Below are 25,157 nucleotides of genomic sequence, written 5' to 3'. Positions count from 1 at the left end.
TGGCTCCCCTCCAAATAATGGCAACAGGCTTTTGATATGAAGTTAATAAAAATTACATTAACAACAATATTTTGCGCATTCGCTTCTCTTGTTATTGCTAAAGAAGAAAAACAAGACCCCCCACCTTTAAACCCCGCTTATCATGGCGACCATCCTATGGTGTTAATAAATCAAGGCGCCAGCATTTATGCTGCTAATTTACCTGCATACAATTATCCTAATAATGTGCAAGTGGTCTATAAAATTGAAAACCCAGGTGTGTCGTTTTTAAGCTTAGTGCGCGATGCAGAATTAGTAACTATTAAGCCAAAGCCTTTTAATATTGAACGCCTCATGCGCGGTGAAGAATTAGAAATTAAAGCAGACGTATACAGTGGCCATTATGCTCAAGGTGGCAGCCAACTGCTAAGCGATACGCCTATTGTGTTTAGTAAAAAGCTCTATTCTCGCGCACTTAATGATTTAACGCCGGCCTCTCAGTGGCAAGAATATGACATGATCCCGGTTTCCAAAAATGGCCGAATTTATATCCATAAAATTCAGCAAGCACCTAGCTTTAACCATCTGATCTATGTCGACTTAACAAGTGCTTGTATGCAAAAGTTCCGCACATCAAAACGTGTTCCTCCAGCCAGCGAGCTTACACTCAAATTCGTTAACTGTGGCTCATTAAAACCGCTGTATTACGATACTCAAAACTTAGAGTAACCATATTTATGAATCGCTTAGCCATCTAAGCGCTTCAGCTTTAATTGTTTTAACACGATTTAGCCCTCTCATGCTTTTGTTGGTACAAAGATAAATTGGCTCACTAATAGGCACTTTTAAATCATGTATTTTAATCGTCTCAGGTTTATGAAAAGCAGCGACAGCGTATGCTGGCAACACAGTAAACCCAAGCCCTTTGCTCACAGGTTCTAAAATTAGACCTATTTGATTTGAAAAGCCTTTCTTTTTTAGCACTTCGCGATGTTGAAACTGCTTGAAGTTAGCGCTTAATAATAGCCCACAGTGATGAGCCCCATCAGGGTGGTCGATAAAACCAAGCTGTTGGAGTATCTCCCAAGAAACAGAGTCGATATGGCTAGACGTAACCAATAACAAGGGCTCATTCGCAACTAGTTCATAGTGTATATCTGGCGAGGTCGGTCTAATACTCATAAAGCCAATTTCAATTGCACTGTCGCATAAAGCTTTTTGAATATCTTCATTGGGAGCAAAACGATAGTCAACAATTAGCTGTGGATGACGTTCTTGCAGCTTCAACAGTTGTGGATATAGCCTCAACCCAACACTACCAGAAGACATTACCCTCACATTGCCTTCATACGGTGGATCTGAGGATATATCCTGCGCTATGGCAGCTAATGATCCCAGCAAAGGCTTTCCTTGCTCATAAAGCCGCTTTCCACAATCTGACAAAGAAAACTGTTTACCTTGACGGATGAGTAACTGCGTACCCAATTGCTCTTCTAGTTTTCGAATATGCTGGCTGACACCCGATTGCGTCATAAATAATCGTTGAGCTGTGTGAGTAAAATGGCCCACCTCAACCAACGTACAAAATGTATTCAACCATACTGTATTAATCATTACAAACAATACTCAAATTAATTATTTATGATAATTTTACTTAATGATGATTGGTTTGTAACCTGTACCAACAAACTAATTAGGAGTTCAGGCAATGAATAATACTTATCCTCGCAGCTTTTCACATATTGGCATCTCCGTACCAGACGTAAATAAGGCTGTTCAGTTTTACACAGAAGTATTAGGCTGGTACTTGATCATGGAGCCAACTGATATTACTGAAGACGATAGTGCAATAGGACAAATGTGTACTGATGTATTTGGTGCAGACTGGGAGCGTTTTCGGATAGCGCACTTATCAACGGGAGATAGAATAGGCGTTGAGCTGTTCCAATTTAAAAATCAAACCAATCCAGATGATAATTTTGAGTACTGGAAAACAGGTATCTTCCACTTTTGCGTTCAAGACCCAAATGTAGAAGAGTTAGCAGAGCGTATCGTTGCTGCCGGTGGTAAAAAACGTATGGCCGAGCCGCGTTACTACTATCCGGGTAAAAAGCCCTACCGTATGATTTATATGGAAGATCCATTTGGAAATATTTTAGAGATCTATAGCCATAGCTATGAATTAATTTACAGTGAAGGCGCTTACTGAGCACCATTTAAGTTATAGAGGTGAGTGTTTCTCCGCTCACCTTTTTTACAGTAATATACTCAAACACTGCCTTGAGTTTCTATTACTAAAATACGTGCTTCTCCTTGTGGATGTGCAACGTGCTCAGTCCCTACTGACGCATAAAAGATATCGCCTACATTCAAGGTTGCTACTCTTTCTGTTCCATCTTCTTTATAGTGCATATCGACTATGCCATCTAAAACCACGAATACCTCCTCACCATCGTTAACATGCCATTTATACGGCTGGTCGGTCCAATGTAGGCGGGTAGTAATACCATTCATATTCGCAATATCCATTGCCCCCCAAGCACGCTGAGCAGTGAACTCTTTGGTTCTTATTATTTTCATATGTTATTTCCCTAAAAATCGATAAATCTATAAATCGATAAATCTATAAATCTATAAATCGATAAATCTATAAATCTATAAATCTATAAATCTATAAATCTATAATAAAAAATTTATGCAAAGACAAAAAAGGTCACCAATGTGACCTTTTTTATCAAACGAACTGCGTATTGTTATTAACCCACGTTCTCGCGAGCATTACGGAACATACGCATCCACGGGCTGTCTTCTTTCCAATCATCAGGGTGCCAAGAGTTAGCCACTGCACGGAATACACGCTCTGGGTGTGGCATCATGACTGTTGCACGACCATCCATAGAGGTAATACTTGTAATACCTTCCGGTGAGCCATTCGGGTTGTTCGGGTATTGCGTTGTTGGGTTACCGTAGTTATCAACAAACTTAATTGCCACCGTACCAGAATCAAGTGCCGCTTTCACCGCTGCGTCGTTTGCAAACTCAGCATGACCTTCACCGTGAGATACCGCGATAGGCATACGAGAGCCTGCCATACCTTGGAAGAATACTGATGGGCTTTCTTGTACTTCAACAAGGCTGAAACGTGCTTCGAAACGCTCTGACTTGTTGGTTACAAAACGTGGCCAATGCTCAGTACCTGGGATAAGCTCTTTCAATGTCGACATCATCTGACAGCCGTTACATACACCTAAGCTGAACGTGTCTTGACGCTCAAAGAATGTTTGGAACTGGTCGCGTGCCATATCATTGAATAGAATTGACTTAGCCCAACCTTCACCGGCACCGAGTACGTCACCGTAAGAGAAGCCACCACACGCCACAAGACCTTTGAACTGTTCTAGCGTCAAGCGGCCTTCTAAGATGTCACTCATATGTACATCGATTGCTGCAAAGCCTGCACGGTTAAATGCCGCTGCCATTTCAACGTGTGAGTTAACACCTTGCTCACGCAAGATGGCGATTTGTGGCTTAGCACCTGTTGCAATGTAAGGCGCTGCGATATCTTCATTGATGTCAAAGCCAAGTTTTACGTTAAGGCCAGGGTCTTTTTCGTCAAATTTGGCATCAAATTCTTGCTGCGCACACTCTGGGTTATCACGCAGTGCCTGCATCTTATACGTAGTTTCAGCCCAGATAGTACGAAGTTCAGTACGTGTATTGGCAAGTACTGCTTCGCCACCACGGTTGAAGATAACTTTATCTTCCGTGTTTAGTGCACCGATAGTGTGACTGATTGCCGCAAGGCCATTGTCAGCAAGAATTGCTTCAACTGCTGCAAGGTCAGAGTTTCGAACCTGAATAACGGCACCTAGCTCTTCGTTGTAAAGCGCTTCGATGTCAGAACCCGTTAGGCTATCAAGATTTACCGTTACACCTGTGCGCCCTGCGAATGCCATTTCAGCTACAGTTGTAAATAAACCACCGTCTGAACGGTCATGGTAAGCAAGTAGCTTCTCATCTGCTACTAGTGCTTGCATCGCGTTGTAGAAGCCTTTTAATAGTTCAGGGCTATCAACGTCAGGCGTCTTATCACCAAGTTGCTTATAAACTTGTGCAAGGCTTGATGCACCCATGCGGTTTTGACCTGCACCTAAATCAACTAAGATTAGGCTTGAGTCACCTTTATCAGTGCGAAGCTGAGGTGTGACTGTTTTACGAATGTCTTCTACGCGGCCAAATGCAGTGATCACAAGAGAAAGTGGTGCAGTAACCGCCTTGTCTTCACCGTTATCGTTCCATGTGGTCTTCATTGACATTGAGTCTTTACCAACTGGAATAGTTAGGCCAAGTGCAGGACATAACTCTTCACCTACAGCTTTTACTGCTTCGTAAAGACCTGCGTCTTCACCTGGGTGACCCGCTGCCGCCATCCAGTTTGCAGATAGCTTGATGTTCTCAAGACCACCAATATTTGCGCCTGCAATGTTAGTTAACGCTTCTGCTACTGCTAAACGTGCAGATGCACCATAGTTTAGAAGTGCCGCAGGTGTACGCTCACCCATTGACATGGCTTCACCGTGATACGTATCAAACGCAGCTGCCGTTACAGCACAGTTTGCTACTGGTACCTGCCAAGGGCCAACCATTTGGTCACGAGCAACTAAACCCGTTACCGTACGGTCACCAATGGTGATAAGGAATGTTTTTTCAGCGATAGTTGGCAGACGAAGTAAACGCTTAGCGGCATCAAGTACGTCGATGCTATCAGTGTTAAGTGCTTCACCTTCAACTTGCTTTGACTCAACGTCACGGTGCATCTTAGGTGCTTTACCTAGTAATACTTCAAGAGGAAGATCTACTGGGTTGTTTTCAAAGTGGCTATCAGCAACCGTTAGGTGACGCTCTTCGGTCGCTTCACCAATAACAGCGTATTGTGCGCGCTCACGCTTACAGATCTCTTCAAAACGTGCAAAGTCTTCTGCCGCAACAGCAAGTACATAGCGCTCTTGTGATTCGTTACACCAGATCTCGTGTGGTGCCATGCCCGGTTCATCATTCGGGATATTACGTAGTTGGAATTTACCACCACGACCACCATCGTCTACAAGCTCTGGGAATGCGTTAGAAAGACCACCCGCGCCCACATCGTGGATAAACGCGATTGGGTTTTCGTCACCTAGCTGCCAACATTTGTCGATTACTTCCTGACAACGACGTTCCATCTCAGGGTTTTCACGCTGTACAGAAGCAAAGTCTAAGTCTTCGTTTGACTGACCAGATGCCATTGATGATGCAGCACCACCACCCAGACCGATGTTCATCGCAGGGCCACCCAGTGCGATTAGCTTAGCGCCTACTGGGATTTCGCCTTTTTGTACGTGTTCAGTACGAATGTTACCCAGACCACCTGCAAGCATAATTGGTTTGTGGTAACCACGCACTTCCTCGCCATTATGGCTGTTAACTTTTTCTTCGTAAGTACGGAAGTAACCCAATAAGTTAGGGCGACCAAATTCGTTGTTGAACGCCGCGCCACCTAGTGGACCGTCGATCATAATGTCTAATGCATCAACAATGCGACCCGGCTTTCCGTAGTTGGTTTCCCACGGCTGCTCAAATCCAGGGATACGAAGGTTAGATACCGTAAAACCAACAAGGCCCGCTTTTGGCTTAGAGCCTCGACCTGTTGCACCTTCATCGCGAATTTCTCCACCAGAACCGGTTGATGCGCCTGAGAACGGTGCAATCGCCGTTGGGTGGTTATGGGTTTCAACCTTCATCAAGATTTCGATGTTTTCTTGATTGTAGCTGTACTCGCCGTCTTTATTTGGGAAGAAACGACCCGCTTTAGAACCCTTCATTACCGCTGCGTTATCTTTATATGCAGACAATACGTTTTCTGGGTGCGTCTCGTAAGTATTTTTGATCATTTTGAACAGCGATTTTGGCTGCTCTTTGCCGTCGATTGTCCAATCAGCGTTAAAGATTTTGTGTCGACAGTGCTCAGAGTTCGCCTGTGCGAACATGAATAGCTCGATGTCGTTCGGGTTACGACCCAGTTTTTGGAAGTTTTCAACTAGGTAATCAATTTCATCATCTGCTAGTGCAAAGCCTTGCTCAACATTTGCTTCAACCAACGCTTCACGTCCACCACCTAAAATATCAACCGATGACATTGGACGCGGTTCTTCAACGCGGAATAACTGACCAGCATCTTCAAGGCTACCGTGTACTGACTCAGTCATGCGGTCATGTACTAGCTTTGCAACGTCATTTAGCTGCTCAGCACTTAGCTCACCCTCAACATAATAAGCAATACCACGCTCTACGCGGTGAACCTTGTCAAGGCCACAGTTGTTCGCAATATCTGTTGCTTTTGATGCCCACGGAGAAATGGTACCGATACGTGGTGTCACTAAAATAAGAGCACCTTGTGGCTCATGTTCGGCAATGGTTGGACCGTACTTGAGTAGTTTGTTTAGTTTGTCTAGTTCGGAGTCGCTTAACTGAGCAGTGACGTCTGCAAAGTGCATAAATTCAGCATAAATACCAGTTACAGGTAAATTTGCATCAGTGCAAGTTTTAAGGATTTTTTGAACTTTGAAATCAGAAAGTGCTGGCGCACCACGTAAGATCAACATAGGTATTTTCATCCGGGGTTAGGGATTGAACGATATTTAGGGCCGCTATTATAGTAGAAATGTTGCTTGGGTTTAACACTAATAATGCCAAAACTCGCAAAAATCCCACTTTTTAATTTAAAACCAAACTTTTACACAAGCCAAAAGTGCAATAATTGTTTTTATTTTGCGTTCATGCGCAAAGTTAGCTACCGTGAAACCATGCTCAAAGCAATATAGAGGAAAGCATGCGTATCGTTAAATTTGTTTTAATTGCAGCCTTTTTTTGCATGCTACTCGGCTGTGAGCAAGCCTCAACCAACCAACTAGAAAGAATAAAACATAAACAAGTGATCCGAGTCGGCACCCTTGCGGGGCCCGGTAATTACTTTCAAGCTAGGCACGGCGAGCAAGGCTATGAGTATGAGCTGAGTGCCGAATTTGCAGATTTTCTTGGGGTTGAGCTGCAAATGGTACCTTTTTTCAGCTTGTCAGAGTTATTTGAGCGACTCGATAATGGTGATTTAGACATGATTGCCTCAGGTATAAGCTACCACCCTAAAAGAGCAGCGCGATATAAATTTGGCCCAAGCTATCGTTCAATCAGCCAAAAGCTTGTTTTTAAGCAAGGTAGAACACGACCAAGAAGCTTCGATGATATTGATAAACCAATTACGGTATTAGCTAATTCCAGCCACATACTGACACTACAAGAGTTCAAGCCGCAATATCCTGATCTGACATGGCAAGCGGTCACAGACAAAGACGAAGAAGAGCTACTACTGGGTATCATTGACGAGCAAATCGACTATACCATCGCTGACTCTCATACGCTGGCGCTCTTTCGCCGCTACCATCCGACTGTCAGTATCGGGTTTTCGGTTACTCGAGACGATCCGGTTTCTTGGGTGCTACGTAATGACGATGACGATTCACTATACGCGCTACTGCTACCGTTCTTTAATGAACTAAAGCATACAGATGTACTCTATACATTAGAGGAGAAATATTATGGTCATGTTTCTACCTTTAACTATGTCAATGCACTGGCGTTTGTCGAAGCGGCGCACGAGGTTTTACCAACCTATGCAGCTTGGTTTAAGCAATATGCCAAAAATATTGATTGGCGTTTATTAGCAGCTCTAAGCTACCAAGAGTCGATGTGGGATCCTCGCGCCAAATCCCCCACCGGGGTTCGTGGCATTATGATGTTAACACTGCCAACAGCAAAGCAGGTAGGTGTTACTAATCGTTTAAAGCCTGAGCAAAACATTAGAGGAGGTGCCAAATATTTAGCCAAATTACTCAAACGTATTCCAGCGCGAATACCGCAGCCAGATAGAACTTGGTTTGCGCTGGCGTCGTACAATGTTGGTTGGGGACATGTCAATGATGCAAGAATCATTACCCAACAACAAGGTGCAGATCCAGACAGTTGGGCAGACGTTAAAAAACGACTACCGCTGCTAATAAAAAAACGCTACTATCGAAAAACCAAATATGGATATGCACGTGGGGATGTTGCAGTCCAGTATGTAGATAACATACGCCGCTATTACGATGCATTGGTCTGGTTAGATGAAAATAATGCGCTGAGCATAAGTTCTGGCAAATAGATTGCATAATAAAGACGATTGTCATTCTTATGCAATAAAGACCTGTAAAGCTCCACGCGTGCTTTCTCTCACACATATAAGGAGGTTCAGATGCTTAAAAGACGTCGAACTCATCAATTTAAACGTAACACACGACATACGTCACCAAACAGACGTCGTGTCATGCTTAAAAACGCACACAAAAAAGTGCTACTAAGAAGAAAATTATTTGCACTACTACAAATGGAAGAAATGGCGGCTCAACCTTGAGCCGCTTTTTGTTTCTTTTTAGCTTCTTTTATTTCTTTTCGACGACGCCTAAAAAACGCGGATAGCTTTTCAGCGCATTCATCTGCTAATACACCTTCAGTCACTTCTAATTGGTGATTAAGTTGAGGCTCTCTGACAATATTCATGATTGAACCAGCGGCCCCTGTTTTTGCATCTTTGGCACCAAAGACCACTCGTTTTAAACGGCTATGGACAAGCAAACCTGCACACATAGGGCAAGGCTCTAATGTGACATATAAAGTACAATCGACCAATCGATAATTTTCCAACGCTTGCCCCGCTTTGCGAATGGCCTGCATTTCAGCATGTGCTGAAGGATCGTGATTACAAATAGACTGGTTCCAACCAGCGGCAATCAGCTGATCGTCTTTAACAACAACTGCACCAACTGGAATTTCATTTTGCAGCTCAGCTTTATCAGCATACATTAATGCTTGGGACATCCAGTATTGATCTTGCTCTATTTCGCTCATATGGTCATTAGTCATTTTTAAAGTCACTCGTTATTATATCTTTAACGACGCCAACGAGAAAGCAACCCGCAATACTTCCAGCCAGAACCTGAAAAAGGTAAACCTCCTAAAAAACTCACGGTTTTTCGCTAATTTAGTGTAATCATCCTAGAAAATAGCAAAATCACATGGCTCTCAAGGCTACACTTAAGCTATAATTCTCCGCTTTTTTTATTTCTTGAGCTCAACACACACGGGTAAAACATGAAATTTCCGGGACGCCGCAGGCATAAACATTATTTTCCAGTCGAAGATAAAGACCCACTAATCAACCAACTAGGTAACGATAATGGTTTAAAGCGCAGTTATATTTGTGGTATTGACCAAATCGTTGTAGATATAGAGGCAAAAGTCGATCAGGCTTTTTTGGATGAATTTGGTTTGCAGCGCGGCATGTCGCAAGTAATTGCGAGCGATATAACCAACGCACTCTATGAACGTTTAAAACGTGACGACATGATAGAGTATGAGTTTGCAGGTGGCACCATTGGCAATACGATGCACAACTATTCGGTACTTGCAGATGACCGCTCGGTATTACTTGGAGTAATGAGTGAAAATATCACCGTGGGTAGTTATGCATACAAGTTTTTATGTAATACCTCAAGCCGTGTCGACTTAAATCACTTACAGCCTGTCGATGGTCCAATTGGTCGTTGTTTTACTTTAATAGACAACACTGGCGAGCGTACCTTTGCAATTAGTGCAGGCTTAATGAACTACCTGCGCCCTGAGTCAATCTCTCAGTCTCTTATCGAAAACGCCTCAGCATTAGTAATTAGTGCATACCTTATGCGTACTAGTGGCGATGAAACGATGACACAAGCGACCATGCAAGCTGTTCACTATGCCAACCAAGCAGGTGTTCCTGTAGTGTTAACTTTGGGGACGAAGTTCTTAATAGAGCAAGACCCTTCTTGGTGGGCAGAGTTTGTGCACAAACACGTAGATATACTTGCCATGAACGAAGAAGAAGCCGAAGCTATTACAGGGCTTTCAGATCCTCTATTAGCAGCTGATAAAGCGCTAGATTGGGTTGATTTAGTGATCTGCACAGCAGGTCCAAAAGGGCTATTTATGGCGGGGTATGTGGATGATAAGTTCAAGCGCGAGACTGAATATCCATTACTACCAGGTGCCATTGCAGAGTTTAACCGCTACGAATTTTCTCGTGGTATGCGTAAAGCCGATTGCCAGAGCCCCATTAGAGCATACAGCCATACAGCCCCTTACATGGGTGGCCCTGATACTATAAAGAACACCAATGGGGCCGGAGATTGTGCCCTTGCCGCAGTATTACATGACTTATCAGCGAACGAATACCACAAACTAAACGTGCCAAATTCCGCGAAACATGAACAAACTGCAATTACTTACTCTTCATTAGCGCAAATTAGTAAGTACGCAAACCGTGCTAGTTACGAAGTGCTGGTACAGCATTCACCACGTCTTTCTCGTGGTTTACCTGAACGAGAAGATTCATTAGAGCAGTCATACTGGGATAAGTAAGCACCTTGCAAGTATTACACATCTGCTCCTACGATTATAAATATTAAAAAGGGCTGGATTAAATATCCAGCCCTTTTTGTTCAAAACAATAAGGTGACAATATGCTTTTAGCGCGTGCGCCTTTTAATTGCAGCAACAAGCATGAAAACATACAACCACAAGAGTCCCCCACCAGATGACTTGCTGTGATAATTTGCGCCTTGGTCGCTTCCTCCTTGATCATTATCGCCACCTTGGTTGCTGCTTGGGGCGTTTACAGTCACACTTACAGTTCCGGCAACTGGCTCGCCATAACCATCGCTAACCATGTAGCTAATTGTGTCACCGCCTGTAAATTCAGTTTTAGCGGTGTATACCAACACCCCTCCCTGTTGAATACTTACGCTTCCCTGTATTGCTGACACTTCAACTACACTCAAAGTATCACCATCCGCATCACTATCATTAGCAAGAACATCAATATTAATAGTTGCACCTGAATCAACCTGCACAACATCCGGCTGTGTTACTGGTAAGCGGTTTTCAGTTACTAGTACCTGCACCGAACCATTACTTGATGCCCCCTGCTCATCGCTCACCACATAACGCACTGTGTCAACTCCAGCAAAACCTACGTTAGGTAAGTAAGTGAGTTTATCACCGCCCAAAATGGTCACTGCGCCGTTGTCAGCGTTTGCCATGGTTACCGTTAATTTATCACCATCGGGGTCGCTATCATTCGCCAACACATCAATTTCAACTTGTTTATGATGAAGTGTCGTTGTTTGCTCACCTTGCACTACAGGCGCTCGGTTACCAACTACTTCAACCAAAACTTGGCTGTGTGCTGTACCACCTTGACCGTCTGTTATGCTATAAGTGATCACATCAGCGCCAACAAAGTTGTCAGCCGCAGTATATTTCAGTGTCTGCTGCGCTGTGATCTTAACCACACCAAACTGCGCTGACGCTTGGGATAGCGCTAGGCTGTCATTGTCCGCATCATTGTCATTGGCAAGCACATCTATTTCTATGCTGCTATTCCAAGGTAAGTTAGCACTGTCTTCGTTTGCAACAGGCTGCGTATTGTCATTGAGATACACGGCCACACCACTTGGGTCAACCACAGTGCCGTTAGCCTCACCATCCGCATCATTTGGTCCGCCATCTTGTACTACAAGCTGCACACACCAATAACCTTCAGTTAAACCCGGTTGCCATTGTGCGTCGCCCGGTGGAGGACAATAACCCAACTCCCCTGCTGTACTGAACACTTGGTTATTTTCATCTTCAACAAACTCACTCCACCCTTTGGCCTGCGTATATTTTCGATAAACCGCATTCGCAGGTATAGGCAACTGCTGAGGTAAAACTAAATTATAGTTTTGCCCTTGTTCAGGAAGACCATAGGCTATGTAGTCAAAAATACCACCAATGTTTTTGGCTTGGGGATCACGCACAATACCTTGTTGCTCGTCAGATTCTAGCTTTAAGCCACCAGTGTTGCTGAGCGCAGCGACAGCACCGCGACGCAGACATACCCCTGGGTCGCCTTCAGCTAAAAATGCTGCTTGGTTACTTACCTGAGCAGGTACGACGTTACATTCATCAATCGCATCTAAGTAATCGGCAATACCATCACCATCGCTATCTTTGTAGCCTTCTTCACTGTCAGGTATTAAGTCACCATCCGTATCAACATCACTCAAAGCAGCAAGTTGCTCGATAACTTCAATATAGACTGTCTCTGTTGCACTCAGCGCAGGCATACCACTATCAGTTACAATCGCTTTAACCGCATGCACACCCAACGAGGTGGCAGTTGGGTCAAACATAAAGCTACTTTGATCGCTACTAATATTAGCCAAATCTGATAACCAGCTCACTGTCAGTTGATCCGCTAAGTTCACATCTTTCGCAGTAGCATTAATCGTCACAACCCCATCATCTTGGCTTACCGTCATGCGTGCCTCACCTTGCTGCTGGGCACTCAAACTTACTGTTGGAGCTATGTTGCTTTCACGAATACGGATCACCGTTTGTTGCTGGCTGCCTAGGTTAAGATCTGAAGCCAAGGTAACAACAACCGTTTCTTCTGGCTCTGCAAGCTCATCCACCAATGTATCAAAGCTAATTTGCGCCTGCGTACCGCTGTTGATAGTCACAGAACCACTTTGTGCCGTATGGTCATCAGCAGATGCAGTTCCACCAATTGTATAGCTGATCTCTAATGGATAAGTTGGTGAAGGCCCATTAAGCAGTACTTGGATTGTGACGGTTACTCCTTCAGATACCACTTGATCTTTACTTAATGACACCAAAGGTTTCACGTTAAGCGTTTGCTGTGCAATGCTTTCAAGGCCAGCACTGTCTTGAGTTTGCCAATATACATTGTGCTTACCCGGTGCAAAAACGGTGCGCGAATCAACTAGCGACACTGGCAATACATTACCTTGTGCATCGCTTGCTGAGGCAACACCTAAGTTAACTTTGGTAAACAACCCTGTTGCATTGACAGTTAATTCGTCTGGTACGGTCAATGTGGGTGCTTGTGTATTACGGTTACCTTCAATGACTAAGCTTACCTTTGCGTTATCACGACCTTTATTTCCGTCTGTTACTGAATAAGACAACGACACTGGACCAATAAAGTCAGCAGGCGCTTTATAACTAATGGTTGAGCCCGTTGAGAACGCGTTACCAATGCTTGCCGTTACTCCCTCAATGCGCAGCGTATCATTGTCGATATCTGCATCGTTGCCAAGCACTGCAAGCTCATAAGTATCGTTCGCAGTTTCAGTTAAGGTAATAAGATCATCCATCGCTAAAGGCGCATCATTAACCGGTGTAACGGTTACTGTAACCGTTGCCAACTCTGACACTAACTCTCCATCACTAGCAACATAAGCAAAGCTATCTTGGCCATTAAAGTTGGCATTTGGCGTATATATCCAACCACCATCAATGACACGTAGCATGCCTCGTTGAGGCTGGTTTTGTACCATTAATGTTAACTTATCACCCTGCTCATCTGTTACTTTCGCTTTAATGTTAGCGCTTGCATCTTCTTCCACTAGCACCGTTTGTGCACTCGCCTTTGGTGCAGTGTTACGCACACTTACTCGAAGGGAAAACGGCTTTAATGAAGCTGATAGCTCACCATCAGACACGCTAATAGTAATATTTGTAGTAACACCTATATCGTCTGATGATGGAGTACCAGATAGCTCACCCGTTTGCGCATTAAACGATGCCCATACTGGCTTGTTTATAATATTGTAAACAAGGGTTGCACTATCAATATCTTGCGCTTCTGGGGTAAAGCTGTAGCTATCTCCCTCAACTACAGAGGTTAGCGGCTGACCCGAAATAGTAGGCGCATCATTCACGTTATTCACTTGTAGCGAGAATGGAGGCAAACTTGCTTGTAACTGACTATCCGATACCGAGATAACAATATCAGCCGTTGTGCCTACATCGTTTTGTACAGGTGTTCCCGACAATGTGCCTGTGGCGGTATTAAAGCTTGCCCATGTCGGTTTGTTAGCAATGCTAAAGCTCAGCAGATCTCCGTCTATATCCGCAGCAGTCGGTGTAAAGCTATAAGGTTGCCGTTCATTAGCCGTCGTAGCTGGCGTTCCTGTAATAACGGGTGCATCGTTGACGTTTGTGACTGTAATATCGAACCTATCCAATGACGTACTCAACTCGCCATCTGAAACAGATATAATCACATTGTTAAATACCCCAACATTGTTATTACTAGGAGTCCCGCTGAGTAAGCCCGTTGTGGTGTTAAAGCTTAACCATGCCGGCAAATTCTGCACACTGTAAGTAAGTGCAGCTGAATCTATATCACTCCCCGTTGGCGTAAAACGGTAGGGTTGATCTTGCGCAACAAATCTAGTTGGTGTACCTGTAATTGTTGGTGCGTCATTCACAGCAATCACATTAATTGCCATTTTTGTAGATACCGCACCAGCTAAGCTATCAGTAAGTTGTACCGTTAATTCTCTTGCTGAAACAGCTGGGTTTTCAGAGCTATTTGCATAGCTTAAAGCACGCACTAGCGCTTGTGTGATAGAGTTTGTGCTGGCCGTTAGTAACACCGTAAGGCTATCACCACCAGTTACAACCCCATCATTATCAACACCGCTGGTGTCACTAATGTTACCTACCACCGTATTTTGATAGCTCAACTGACCATTGCTAATGCTAAAGTCACCGCTTGTATCAATACTTAGGCTATCTTCTGCTAACCCATTGGCAGAAATAAATGCCACAAGTTTCGCACCACTACCTTGCCAGTTAGTATCACCATCAGGGTCATTTGCCGTTGCTTGCGCATCTACGACTGTCGCAGCAGCGTTTTCGGTAAATGTAAGCGAGCGAGCCATACTAAGCGTTGGAGCTATATTCACGGTTAAGTTAATTGAAACATCCGCACTGGCCGACGTTCCACCCTCTCCATCTGTGAGAATAAAGCGTACCACCCGGTTACCTGCTGTGCCTGTAGAATCTTGGCTATTATCATATTCAATGGCATTGAGAATCGCAGCAACGGTGGCATTAGTCGCATTATTGTTGAACGTAATAACAAGGTCATTACCGTTACTGCCGCCGGTATAGCTGCCCACGTTCGTTTGATTAAACTCAACCTGACCATTATTCAAAGATATCTCTGTGCTGCTGTCATCAATCGCCAGCACATCTTCAGCCGCTTGTGCACCGCTGGCAATCGACACCGTCAACACGCCCCCATTAAACGTATCGGTATCAATGTCTGTTACGGTCACAGCACTATTTTGATTCACAATCACAAAGTTTTGTGCGGAGGCATTATAATCAAACTGCTCGCCGTTGAGATTGTTAATAACTGGCGCATCGTTCACATCGCTAATATCAACATTTACCGTTGCTAGCTCAACAGAGCCTGAACCATTGTTGTCATTACCTGTTATGATAATGGTTGCTTGGTTATCACCTTGACTATTAGCAACCCCCAAGTAAGTTAGGTTTGATACCGTATTAAGGTAGGTATCAATCGCTGTAGGTGAACCTGTTAACGTAATAGTTCTGCCATCTTGCGACAAACTTGCCGTCACACCTTGCCCAGCACCATCTGCTGGCGTACCAAATTTACCATTGTTAACCGTAATCGTAATTGTCACATTAGTACTGTCTGAATCAATCAGTGTTAAAGCAGACAAATCAAGGTTTGAGCTGGCATCTTCTGTCACAGTCACATCTGTTGGAGGTGTTGTTATTGAGATAGCATCATTCACTGGCGTCACTGTAAAGTTGAAGGTTTGGCCTGTCAGTGGCGTTACATTATCTTCACCACCATCAGCTAGCGTAAACACAAAGCTATCAGATGTAGTATCACTACTGTTGTGGCTATACTTCAACCTGCTTGCATCGATATCTTGTTGCGTAAAGGTACTATTAATATTGAGCGCTTCACCCGTATCAAGCGTACCGTCAATATCTGTATCTACAAACAAAGTGCCGTTATTCGGTGCCGTTGTTAGCGTGTAAGTTAGGCCTGCGCCCGAGTCGTCCACATCCCCTTCATTAAGGCGGGTTTTAGTGATGGTGGTAGTGCCACCTTCAAGAAGCGTAATACCTGTGTTGATTGCCACTAATGGAGCATCATTTACGGCTGTAATAGTAATAGCAGCTGTATCTGATCTGTTTGAGAAAGCCGATATACCACCTTTTGCTGTTACATCTGCCACATCACCAGCGGTGCCCGTCGACTTATCCCATGCCACAAACGTCATCGTAGCAGAGCCATTGTAATTAGCGCCTGGCACAAAGCGCACTTTATGCGTGCTCGTTGTGGTCAGTGTGCCATCGAGTAGACGCGCTGCACTTGTAAGGTCAACACTTTGGCTTGATGTCGTACTAAAGTCACTCCAGTTGCTGCCGTTATCCGTGCTGTATTGCCACATGCCGTTGCTGTTATCAATACCAATAACCGCAATCGCTTCAACGGCACTGCCATCCAGATCACCAATTGAGTTATCAACAACCAAACTCGCAATGTCAACGCCTGCGTTATTCGCATCCGTAACATCTTCTAAAATGGTTGTGAATACAGGCGTTTGTGTATCATCTAATGTCGGAGCATCGTTTACTTCAGTAATGCTAACAACAGTTTGGTTTGTGCCCTTACTACTTGCTAGACCATCGCTAAATGTCCATGCAAGCGTTGCCGATGTGCCTGGCGCTTCTGAGCTATTTGAGTAGGTGATGCTTTGCAGCACACTTGCAACGATTGACGTTGTGGCGCTACTGTTAAAAGTCAACTTCAAGGTACCCGCACTATTAGTGGTAACCGTACCCACAGCCACACTGCTGTACTCAAAATTTTGGCCTTCAACTAACACCCCTAACGAGCCGGTATTGGCAAACACATCGCTGCCGTTAGCACCACCAGCTCGGACAATGGTAACGCTCGCACCATCATAGTTACCATTGTTGCTATTAAGTGCATCCAGTTCTGTATCCGACACCGTTGCATTGGCATCCAACACCACTGCTGAGCCATTTTCAGTAAACGTCGGCGTGCCATCAAGGCTAGCAAACGCGGGCGCGTCGTTTTCATCCAACGTAATAGTCACCGTTTGTGTACCAGACTCAACGGCGTTATTGGTTGTAACTGCTGAAATATCGATGATCACAGTTTCGTTGTCATCAATAACGCTGTCGTCAACGGCGGTTACTGTAAATGTCTTTGAAGTCGTACCCGCAGCAATTGTGACGCTGTTGCTGATGTTGTCAGATACACTGTAGTCAGTACCTGAGCCTGTCGCAGTGCCTGTAATATCGATACTCACCGTCACTGCATTAGTTGCAGTTACGGCATTACCAGCCGCATCTTTCAGTGCAAGCGTCACAGTAGCAATACCGCCTTTTTCGCTAATTGTTGTGTTATCAACACTCAACTCAACATTCGGCGCAACCGTAATGGCAAAGCTAGAGTCATCACTAAAACCTGCAAACGCATTGCCGTTTTGATCCGTTAAAAAGCCTGAGTCCATACGTACGGCATAGCTCACGCCCGCAGATAAATTAGCACCTGGGTTAATGGTTAGGGTGTCGTTATTGTTAGACAGACTCACCGTTCCACCATTGCTGCCAGTCACAGTGTTACCATTGATGGTGAAGGTTTCAATCACATTGCCATTACTATCAACCAACGTAATGGTGCCGCTACCTAGTTTCATCGCTTCAGAGAATTTAAGCGTTAAACCGCCACTTGCAGATACACCAAAACCACTATTGGCGGTAGAAGAACCCGCAGTATCAATGCTGGGTGCTACACCATCAATCACTAACGCCTTATTGGCTGAGAGCGAGTTAGCCGCACTCGGTGTTGCTAGTGTCAGTGTTGCTTCATTTCCTGCCGCATCTTTAATTGTGCCACCGTTCAGACTCAGCGCAGTCGTTGAAATATAAGCAAGGTCGCTGCTGACATCACCCGTTTGCACGGTGTAGTTAAAGGTAACAACTGAATCAGATACCGACGTGAAGTTTACAACTCTATCAACATCACCGGTTTCAAGCGTTAAAGTAGGCGTGCCAGTTACAGCGATATTTTCAGAAAACGTCACCTGAATCGCAATTTCATCACCCACTTTATAAGTGCCATCAGCTTTTGAGGAAGAAACACTCGAAACCGTAGGGGCAATGGTATCAACCAGTACGTTGTCAGTATTAACGCTACTTAGCGTGGTATCAAAGGTATTGCCTGCCGTATCGTTCAGAGTTGCGTTGTTCAGCGCAAAACTGGTGATTCTGATCCCATCTAAATCTTCATCGCCTTGCACCACAGTATAAGAGAACTGTAATTGGCTAGTAGGCGATGTGGTTGTGCTGGTATCGAGTGCAACCGTTTTGCTACCAATGGTTAGGTTTAACTGAGGCTTACCAGCAGAAGTATTGAGCGTCACCGCCTCAGATAACTGTGCGGTAAAATCAAGCGTTTCACCCAATATATAGGTTTTATTGCTCGGTGGCGTCAGCGAAGACACTTTAGGTTGCGTGGTATCAACACGTATCCCTGTTAAATCAGCCACATTGGCGAGCGATACATTTAAACTATTGCCCGACGCATCTTGGATAGTACCACTATTGGTATCCACCACGCTGCCCAGCTCTAGGCCATCTGTATCATTATCGCCAGCCTGTACTGTGTATCTAAATGTTAGGGCCGTTTTGCTGCTGTTACTACTATGGTAACTTGCATACCTTGTTGTGCTCCCCACTTTTAGGGCGATACGCGGGGTACCGGAGGTTGTGATTACGTCCAACGCTTCCGATACATTGACCACAAAATCTATGTTGTCATTGGCTTTATAGCTTGCATTAGGTGAGGTAGTCACCGAGCTTACCGTCGGCTTAACCGTATCAACCGTGATGGTAAAGGTTTTTGCAGCAGAGGTATCCACCCCACCGTTGGCCGTACCACCATTATCTTGTACTTGCACCGCGATAGTGGCAGTGCCACTCACATTCACAGCTGGTGTATAAGATAATTGCCCACTTGTGTTAATTGATATATTTGACACCACATTATTGGCGTCACTTTGTTCACTCACCAGGTAACTACTGACCGATTGTACTGCGTTCGCATCACCATCGCTGCTCATTGACGCAAAATTAGCAACCACTTGCTGATTACCCGCTGCTGCGTCTCCACCAGTTGAAATATTGCTACCCAAGCTCAGCGTTGGCGCGTCATTCACTTCGGTAATATCAAGGTTAACCGTTGGGTTGCTCGCCAAGTTATTAGTACCATCGTTGGCGGTTATGGTGATCAGCGCTTGGTTGTCACCACTGGCATCGGCTGCTGATTTATAAGTGATATTGCTTGCGGTATCTAAAAAGGCGTTAATATTCGCAGCACTGCCAACGAGGGTGATCATTTTTTTATCGCTCGAAAGTGCGCGGCTAGTTAACGTACCAGCGCTCGATAAGCTTTCAAATGTGCCGTTATTGACAGTTAAAGTCACGGTGAGCGCATCGCTTTCAGCGTCAGCAAATTCAACCGCTGATAGATTAAGGTTAGTTGTGGTATCTTCTAACACACTAATATCTGATGGTGCGCCAGATACTGTGGGTGCTGAGTTTAATTGCGCATTGACATTGTCAACAACCAAACTGAGGAATGAGACGTTATAAATCAAATTCCCTTGACCGGACTCGAATACTGTAAATTCAATAGAAGAGACGCCAGCAACTGGATCGAAAGAGCCAAAAAGGTCAGCTAAACCAGCCGAAGTACTGTTTGAAAGCCGAGTTTTATCCGACAATTTAAGCGTTGAAAGCGTATCACCATTGGCATTTTTAAAAACGACTTGAGTAGCTTTAGTCAGTTCGACTAGTATTGAACCATAAGCATGTATTTTAATATCGGTGACATCAAAGTGTGTAACATTGTTGCCGTCGGCTTTAAATATAAAAGTTTGTGGTGACCCCGCAATATAAGGGTTAATGCTTTTAATACCATAATCTATTAAACTGTTGGGTACTAAATAACCGCTATGACCCGTCACGGTTCTAAATCCAGTGCCGCCGGAGTCGGTTTCACCTATATTATCAAAACTAATTGTTTGCGCAGCGTAGGCCTTACCAACAAGAAAGATTGACGCAAAAATCAAGGCACTTAACACATTAAACATTTGTTTAACGTTCATTGAAAACCTCCTTTTTCATGCATATGTTCAATCAAGCCGAGCTCAAAAGAGCCCACCTTCATCCAGCTGAGATACATATAGATTTCCTCAAAAATCAAAAAATAAAGAAGGCGCTCAGAATTAAGCGCCAAAAAACATTAACTACGTGTTGGGTAAAGCCCTATATTGGCAATTACAAACTTTGTGACTGAGCTCGGTTGACAATTAAAAATAGGCATTGTTCCACCTGTATCTTCCAATCTCACGTCCACTTCCACAGCAGTTCGTACGCCATGAAAAGTCCCAGATATTTCCGCAGCATCTTGCGCCATTTTCACATCAGAGGTAGTTGAATAAGCTTTACTGATTGGTGTTTTAGCTAAACCATTTACAACTTCACCTGTTGCCCAATAAGCCCCTTCTGCTTTATCAGTATCACCCAAGCCGTTTTTAGCATTCACTGTTAAAGTACCAGCAAAGCCTTCCACTGCAGTTGTAGCTTGTGCATCCGCTACGGCCAAGTGAGTATGTGACGGCATCTGAGAAACGTCTAAATGGATATGTTCAACGCCATATAGGTTACCTTGTACTCTAGGCGTTAAGCCTGGTCCGTAACCATCACCCACCGCAGCACGACCACGAAAGTCGGGCAAACCAAAAGTTACTCGACCGTCACCGCCATAAGCTGTACTCAATAAAGAAAACAACGTAGATTCAGTAGCAATATTTACTTGCGCCCCCGTACACGGAAAATAACCGCGTGGTACAAAGTGGTAGCCCACCATTTCGATATCACCAATTTTTGGTTCTGCACTCATGTTTTTCTTCCTTCTTTATTATTTTAAATTCATACCTGCTTGCAGTTTGGCTTGCATAGCAAAGCGATAACCGTCAAATATGCCCTCTGCACTGCTTACTACATCAAGCTTCAGCGCCTGCTCGTTGCTAAGTGCTATGATTAACCCGTCTGATTTTGATAGCGCAACCACGGTACCGGCTTTCACCCCAAAGGTGGGTTGATCAAGTAAGGAGACTTGCATTAATTGGCAAACAGCTTTGCCGATGCGCAAGCGGGCACCACCAAAATATGGGTTTGCCGCTCGGGTTAAATTAATAATTCGCTCTGCGCTATCGGTCTGTAAGTTGGCAAATAAGTGTGATTCGTCCAGTGAAGATAAAGTTTCTGGTGCAAACTGCACAAATGGCTGAGTGTCATACAAGCTATCGAATTCACTAACAAGCTGCTGTAACAAACTAGGTAACTGCGTGAGCAGCTTTTTATGTAAAGTACCCGCAGTATCCTCACTCTCCACAACCACGCTGTGACTCAGTAAAACTTGTTGATGCTTAATACTTACAGCGCTAAGAACACAATGAGACTGTTGGCTATGAATGGTTTGAAACAAGGCATGCTCAACCGTTGCGTTACTGTATTGTGCAACTTGAACTTGCACCACATTTTGCTCACTTTGTACATTGCGTAACAGTTCATACGGCAAGTGATAGCTAATAAACTCATCACCTTGCCAGTTTTGCTTGGCCGAGGACAATACATCCCCATTCAAGTTGCCTTGAAAAGCGTGAGGCACACCAAAATGCTGCGCAACGGCCATATGTTGCTGAGCAACCGATTCAGGGCAATGTACACTCAATACACCCGCAAGGGCGTTCATTTGCGCCAAGCATTCAATCGCAGGCGTTGCCGATGCCGAGCAGGCAATTAAAACTATTTTTTTCATGCAATTCCCTTATGCTATGGTAGGTAAAAAGCTCGGCATGCCGCACAGCTTGTAGTAAAACTTCAATTTATCGCCACCTTTTACCAATAAGTCATCCGGCTCTGAAGCATGTGGTTTAAAATCAATACATACCGACATATCAGCAAGTGGATGGGTGATCCCCGAGTCATATTGTGCAACTTGCTCTTGCCCATCCACATGCAGTTTGGCGCTCAGTAATAAAATACGTTTTGGCATATCGTGTACATTTTGTGGAATCGTGACTTGACCGGCTTCAATCAAATCAAAACCATTGCCAAGTGGCATGGTCGTTATATGTTTTAGCGTGTCTAAATTAAGCGTAAAAATAGGTCCTAGATTGATGCGCTCAGCTTCAATTTGCTCATTGATAAAACTGGAATGGCTGCGCTCTTGCTCTTGCCACTGTTCAACAAATTCACGCTGCGGAACGGCAAGCATCGCCTCAACCACAATTTCCTTTGGCAGCAAATAAGCATCTTCAGATAAAAATGGCGTAAGGTGGCGCATAAAGCTCAAATGCCCTTCTTTGCTCAAGCCATGTTGCATCGCTTCAATCACCAAAATATCGATTGGCAAGCTGGGCTTATAATCCATCACATCCATGCACAACACGTCCACACTGTGCAAGTCTAGCCCCAAGCTCTCAACGGTACGCTTAAGCACCTTTTCAGCGCCAGGTTGAATATCGATTAAGGTGATTTTAAGGGGCCGTTGATGAGTATTGTGTTTTTTTACGTAGCACAACAAAGGCAAAACGAGTGGTGCAAATGGTCCGCAGGCTGGATAAACAAGATGTAGCGGCTGTGAGCTTTGAGACTCGGCATCATCTAATGTGTGCTTAAGCGCGCGAATAAAAGCTTTAACACGGTAAATATCATTGACCGTCGACACAGCATCTTTAACCGCCATCACTAAACCGGTGGCGTTAACGTAGGAGTGCGTGGTTTCTTGTTCGGTGAGTTCTAAACTTTGGTATAGCTCTATCAGTGATTGTGAAAAATCAGCAAAACATTCAACAAGCTGCTCATGCGTTTGAGTTTTAGCAAGCAAACACTCAACCAGCTTACAACAATGCTTAATTAATACTTCGGAGCTTGCAAACGCGTCACCTTTTAATTGTCGCGATAACTGGTCACGCAATGACTGATTTAATAATTTTGCAAGACTGGGGTCGATAGAACTCAACTCATGTGTTTTACTCATTAAACTTTGAGTTTCTCTACTGTTGCTTGCCATGCTCTCAGACCTTAAACAAATAAAAATACCAACCTCTTTGTAAACTCATAAGCTCTATTTATGGGCAGTTATTGTCATCACCTCGTTTACTCTAACGGGCAGTAAACCAGCCCTTCACTACACGCAGCGAAAATAGTGCATAAACTCTAAATAAAGACCGTGACAGCACCCAAACAATTAACATAGCTTTAACACTATGAATTGTATGAAAAAAACAGAAATTTTGAGTTAGTTTGAATTTGACCTGATTGTTTAATTAAAGTCAATTACAACGCATTACAAATGCGATAATTTACTTATAAATCATTCCTTAATAGGTCATAAGTAAGATTATTTAATTCATTTATAGAAGGTGATAGCTGCTCTCAGCCAAAAAACAACCACAGCAAACTGACTAAAAAATAGCAGTGCCTAGTTGTTCAGAAACATATTCAAGTGCTGCTATCCCCGCCACAGAGTTACCAAACTTGTCTAAGCCCGGCGACCAAACAGCGACCGTAAACTGGCCCGGTACCACCGCTATTATCGTACCCGATACGCCCGACTTACCGGGCATACCCACTCTGTAAGCAAAATCACCCGCTGCATCATATAAGCCACTGGTAAAGAGTAGAGAGTTTAGCTGTTTAGTTTGCTTGGCACTGAGCAATTGCTGCTGGCTTTGCGAGCAAAAACCGTGGTTTGATAGATAAGAAAAGGTACGCGCAAGTTCAGTACAATTAACCTCAATGGCGCAATAATTAAAATATGACCAAAGCACCTCTTCTACATCATTGGTGAAGTTACCAAATGATTTCATTAAGTAGGCCATAGCCGCATTTCGGTATCGGTGTTCAAACTCCGACTGTGCAACCCGCTTATTGATCACCACTTTTTCATTGCCTGACTGACTGCGGTATTGCTCCAACATGGTATGGATTGGTGCGCTCAAACGAGAGAATAGCGCATCGCAAGTAACAATAGCCCCCGCGTTGATAAATGGGTTGCGAGGAATGCCATTTTCAAACTCTAATTGGGTAAGAGAATTAAACGCAGTTCCTGACGGTTCTTTACCTACTCTTTGCCAAAGTTCATCTTCATAACGCTGCAGTGCCATGGTTAAAGTCATCACTTTTGATACCGATTGCACCGTGAAGCGAGCATTACAATTACCAGCTGTGAAGGTTTGCCCATCATTGGTATGCAATGCCATCGCAAACTGTCCTAACTCTTGCTCAGCTAATGCGGGGATATAATCAGCGACTTTGCCTTTGTTAAGTAAAGGTTGTACATGAGTAAAAGTGGCATCGAGAACAGTTTGATAATTAGGCATTAAAACAACTTTATAACAACTGAAATTGTTGCCCAGTCTAGCATAAAAAAAGGGCCTGTTAAGGCCCTTTGTATGTGTTACAACTAAGCCTGATTGCTTAGCGTAAATCCATTTCTTGAATAATTTCGTGTGCAATTTCCGGTGTTGTGCTTACCGGCTTATCGTGTAAATTCGCTTTCAATTGGCCTTTTCTATGTTTTAGTGAGGCATCTAATTTTTTAGCTGCATTGGCAATAGCGGGGTACATTACATCGCCTTCCCCTTTAACTCCAATACGCACGCCTGAATAGGTTGTTGAAATTTCAGCGTTAAATTTTTTGTTATCTTTACTAATTATAATGTCCAGCGATAATAATGACGGAAAGTGTGTCGCTGTTTTGGCAAACTTTTCTTGAACGTGAGCTCTTACTGCGTCTGTAATATCCACATGGTGGCCCGAAAGATTTATCTTCATATATTTATCCTTTTCTTGTTTACCTCAATTACAGTATTGAGGCCATTTGCTAAAACCTCAAGGGTAAAATGTCAGATAATTTTCATAAATTTGAAAACAATGAGTTAGATCACAAAAAAGGAACGAACGCTCAAAAAAGCAAATACACGATAAGGTTTTGAATAAAAAGTCTAATTAAGATGAAGCTGACAGTGAAAATAGCAAATAGCTCAAAACAAAAAAATCTT

Annotated in this window: 15 protein-coding genes; 5 read left to right on the top strand and 10 right to left on the bottom strand. The window is 43.9% G+C overall.

Annotated features, from left to right (window positions below; genetic code table 11):
- Positions 1-36: 36 nt before the first annotated feature.
- Positions 37-708: a hypothetical protein gene (locus tag GDK41_RS03925; RefSeq protein ID WP_152085182.1), complete on the top strand. Its 672-nt coding sequence runs from the start codon at positions 37-39 to the stop codon at positions 706-708.
- A 6-nt stretch (positions 709-714) separates the two neighbouring features.
- Here GDK41_RS03925 and GDK41_RS03920 read toward each other — a convergent pair whose 3' ends face one another.
- Positions 715-1,593 carry a LysR family transcriptional regulator gene (locus tag GDK41_RS03920; RefSeq protein ID WP_152085181.1) on the bottom strand — a complete coding sequence of 293 codons (879 nt, stop codon included), beginning with the start codon at positions 1,591-1,593 and terminating at the stop codon, positions 715-717.
- A gap of 94 nt (positions 1,594-1,687) precedes the next feature.
- Here GDK41_RS03920 and GDK41_RS03915 point away from each other — a divergent pair, with 94 nt between their 5' ends.
- Positions 1,688-2,188 (top strand): lactoylglutathione lyase family protein, encoded by a 501-nt coding sequence (locus tag GDK41_RS03915; RefSeq protein ID WP_152085180.1) that lies wholly within the window; start codon positions 1,688-1,690, stop codon positions 2,186-2,188.
- 59 nt (positions 2,189-2,247) lie between these two features.
- Here GDK41_RS03915 and GDK41_RS03910 read toward each other — a convergent pair whose 3' ends face one another.
- Positions 2,248-2,559, bottom strand: coding sequence for a cupin (locus GDK41_RS03910; RefSeq protein ID WP_152085179.1), 312 nt, complete (start codon positions 2,557-2,559; stop codon positions 2,248-2,250).
- A gap of 176 nt (positions 2,560-2,735) precedes the next feature.
- Positions 2,736-6,620 (bottom strand): phosphoribosylformylglycinamidine synthase, encoded by a 3,885-nt coding sequence (purL, locus tag GDK41_RS03905; RefSeq protein ID WP_152085178.1) that lies wholly within the window; start codon positions 6,618-6,620, stop codon positions 2,736-2,738.
- Between the two features lie 227 nt (positions 6,621-6,847).
- Here purL and mltF point away from each other — a divergent pair, with 227 nt between their 5' ends.
- Together mltF and GDK41_RS20190 are read left to right on the top strand one after the other, a co-directional pair.
- Entirely contained in the window at positions 6,848-8,215 is a 1,368-nt protein-coding gene (mltF, locus tag GDK41_RS03900) for a membrane-bound lytic murein transglycosylase MltF (RefSeq protein ID WP_152085177.1), read from the top strand.
- A 90-nt stretch (positions 8,216-8,305) separates the two neighbouring features.
- Positions 8,306-8,464 (top strand): hypothetical protein, encoded by a 159-nt coding sequence (locus tag GDK41_RS20190; protein ID WP_170829113.1) that lies wholly within the window; start codon positions 8,306-8,308, stop codon positions 8,462-8,464.
- Here GDK41_RS20190 and tadA read toward each other — a convergent pair.
- Positions 8,455-8,958 carry a tRNA adenosine(34) deaminase TadA gene (gene tadA / locus GDK41_RS03895; protein ID WP_152087505.1) on the bottom strand — a complete coding sequence of 168 codons (504 nt, stop codon included), beginning with the start codon at positions 8,956-8,958 and terminating at the stop codon, positions 8,455-8,457. The two genes, GDK41_RS20190 and tadA, sit on opposite strands and share 10 nt — an antisense overlap.
- 243 nt (positions 8,959-9,201) lie before the next feature.
- Between tadA and GDK41_RS03890 the strand changes: the two genes are divergently transcribed.
- Positions 9,202-10,506, top strand: a complete 1,305-nt coding sequence (locus tag GDK41_RS03890) for an inosine/guanosine kinase (protein ID WP_152085176.1) — start codon at positions 9,202-9,204, stop codon at positions 10,504-10,506.
- 107 nt (positions 10,507-10,613) lie between these two features.
- On the opposite strand, the gene GDK41_RS03885 is transcribed toward GDK41_RS03890, so the two are convergent.
- The 6 genes from GDK41_RS03885 to hpf form a co-directional block, all read right to left on the bottom strand.
- Positions 10,614-20,189 (bottom strand): beta strand repeat-containing protein, encoded by a 9,576-nt coding sequence (locus GDK41_RS03885; RefSeq protein WP_152085175.1) that lies wholly within the window; start codon positions 20,187-20,189, stop codon positions 10,614-10,616.
- Positions 20,190-20,326: 137 nt separating this feature from the next.
- Entirely contained in the window at positions 20,327-20,986 is a 660-nt protein-coding gene (locus tag GDK41_RS03880) for a phage tail protein (protein ID WP_152085174.1), read from the bottom strand.
- A gap of 18 nt (positions 20,987-21,004) precedes the next feature.
- A complete protein-coding gene (locus GDK41_RS03875; RefSeq protein ID WP_152085173.1) occupies positions 21,005-21,907 on the bottom strand; it encodes a hypothetical protein in 903 nt (300 codons plus the stop codon).
- A gap of 9 nt (positions 21,908-21,916) precedes the next feature.
- Positions 21,917-23,164 (bottom strand): hypothetical protein, encoded by a 1,248-nt coding sequence (locus GDK41_RS03870; RefSeq protein ID WP_152085172.1) that lies wholly within the window; start codon positions 23,162-23,164, stop codon positions 21,917-21,919.
- Positions 23,165-23,558: 394 nt separating this feature from the next.
- Complete coding sequence (gene glsB, locus GDK41_RS03865; protein WP_152085171.1) at positions 23,559-24,476, bottom strand: glutaminase B; 918 nt, start codon at positions 24,474-24,476, stop codon at positions 23,559-23,561.
- A gap of 97 nt (positions 24,477-24,573) precedes the next feature.
- Positions 24,574-24,930 (bottom strand): ribosome hibernation-promoting factor, HPF/YfiA family, encoded by a 357-nt coding sequence (gene hpf, locus GDK41_RS03860; protein WP_152085170.1) that lies wholly within the window; start codon positions 24,928-24,930, stop codon positions 24,574-24,576.
- Positions 24,931-25,157 lie beyond the last annotated feature (227 nt).

This window comes from Pseudoalteromonas sp. A25, assembly GCF_009176705.1.
GTDB lineage: Bacteria > Pseudomonadota > Gammaproteobacteria > Enterobacterales > Alteromonadaceae > Pseudoalteromonas.
This window is presented reverse-complemented; position numbering and strand designations above follow the sequence as displayed.

Bases quoted from the DNA above. Each gene is read 5' to 3' on its own strand.
- GDK41_RS03885 (WP_152085175.1), bottom strand. From the start codon at position 20,189: ATGAACGTTAAACAAATGTTTAATGTGTTAAGTGCCTTGATTTTTGCG.
- GDK41_RS03890 (WP_152085176.1), top strand. From the start codon at position 9,202: ATGAAATTTCCGGGACGCCGCAGGCATAAACATTATTTTCCAGTCGAA.
- GDK41_RS03910 (WP_152085179.1), bottom strand. From the start codon at position 2,559: ATGAAAATAATAAGAACCAAAGAGTTCACTGCTCAGCGTGCTTGGGGG.
- GDK41_RS03920 (WP_152085181.1), bottom strand. From the start codon at position 1,593: ATGATTAATACAGTATGGTTGAATACATTTTGTACGTTGGTTGAGGTG.
- GDK41_RS03880 (WP_152085174.1), bottom strand. From the start codon at position 20,986: ATGAGTGCAGAACCAAAAATTGGTGATATCGAAATGGTGGGCTACCAC.
- hpf (WP_152085170.1), bottom strand. From the start codon at position 24,930: ATGAAGATAAATCTTTCGGGCCACCATGTGGATATTACAGACGCAGTA.
- purL (WP_152085178.1), bottom strand. From the start codon at position 6,620: ATGTTGATCTTACGTGGTGCGCCAGCACTTTCTGATTTCAAAGTTCAA.
- GDK41_RS20190 (WP_170829113.1), top strand. From the start codon at position 8,306: ATGCTTAAAAGACGTCGAACTCATCAATTTAAACGTAACACACGACAT.
- mltF (WP_152085177.1), top strand. From the start codon at position 6,848: ATGCGTATCGTTAAATTTGTTTTAATTGCAGCCTTTTTTTGCATGCTA.
- GDK41_RS03875 (WP_152085173.1), bottom strand. From the start codon at position 21,907: ATGAAAAAAATAGTTTTAATTGCCTGCTCGGCATCGGCAACGCCTGCG.
- GDK41_RS03925 (WP_152085182.1), top strand. From the start codon at position 37: ATGAAGTTAATAAAAATTACATTAACAACAATATTTTGCGCATTCGCT.
- GDK41_RS03915 (WP_152085180.1), top strand. From the start codon at position 1,688: ATGAATAATACTTATCCTCGCAGCTTTTCACATATTGGCATCTCCGTA.
- tadA (WP_152087505.1), bottom strand. From the start codon at position 8,958: ATGAGCGAAATAGAGCAAGATCAATACTGGATGTCCCAAGCATTAATG.
- GDK41_RS03870 (WP_152085172.1), bottom strand. From the start codon at position 23,164: ATGGCAAGCAACAGTAGAGAAACTCAAAGTTTAATGAGTAAAACACAT.
- glsB (WP_152085171.1), bottom strand. From the start codon at position 24,476: ATGCCTAATTATCAAACTGTTCTCGATGCCACTTTTACTCATGTACAA.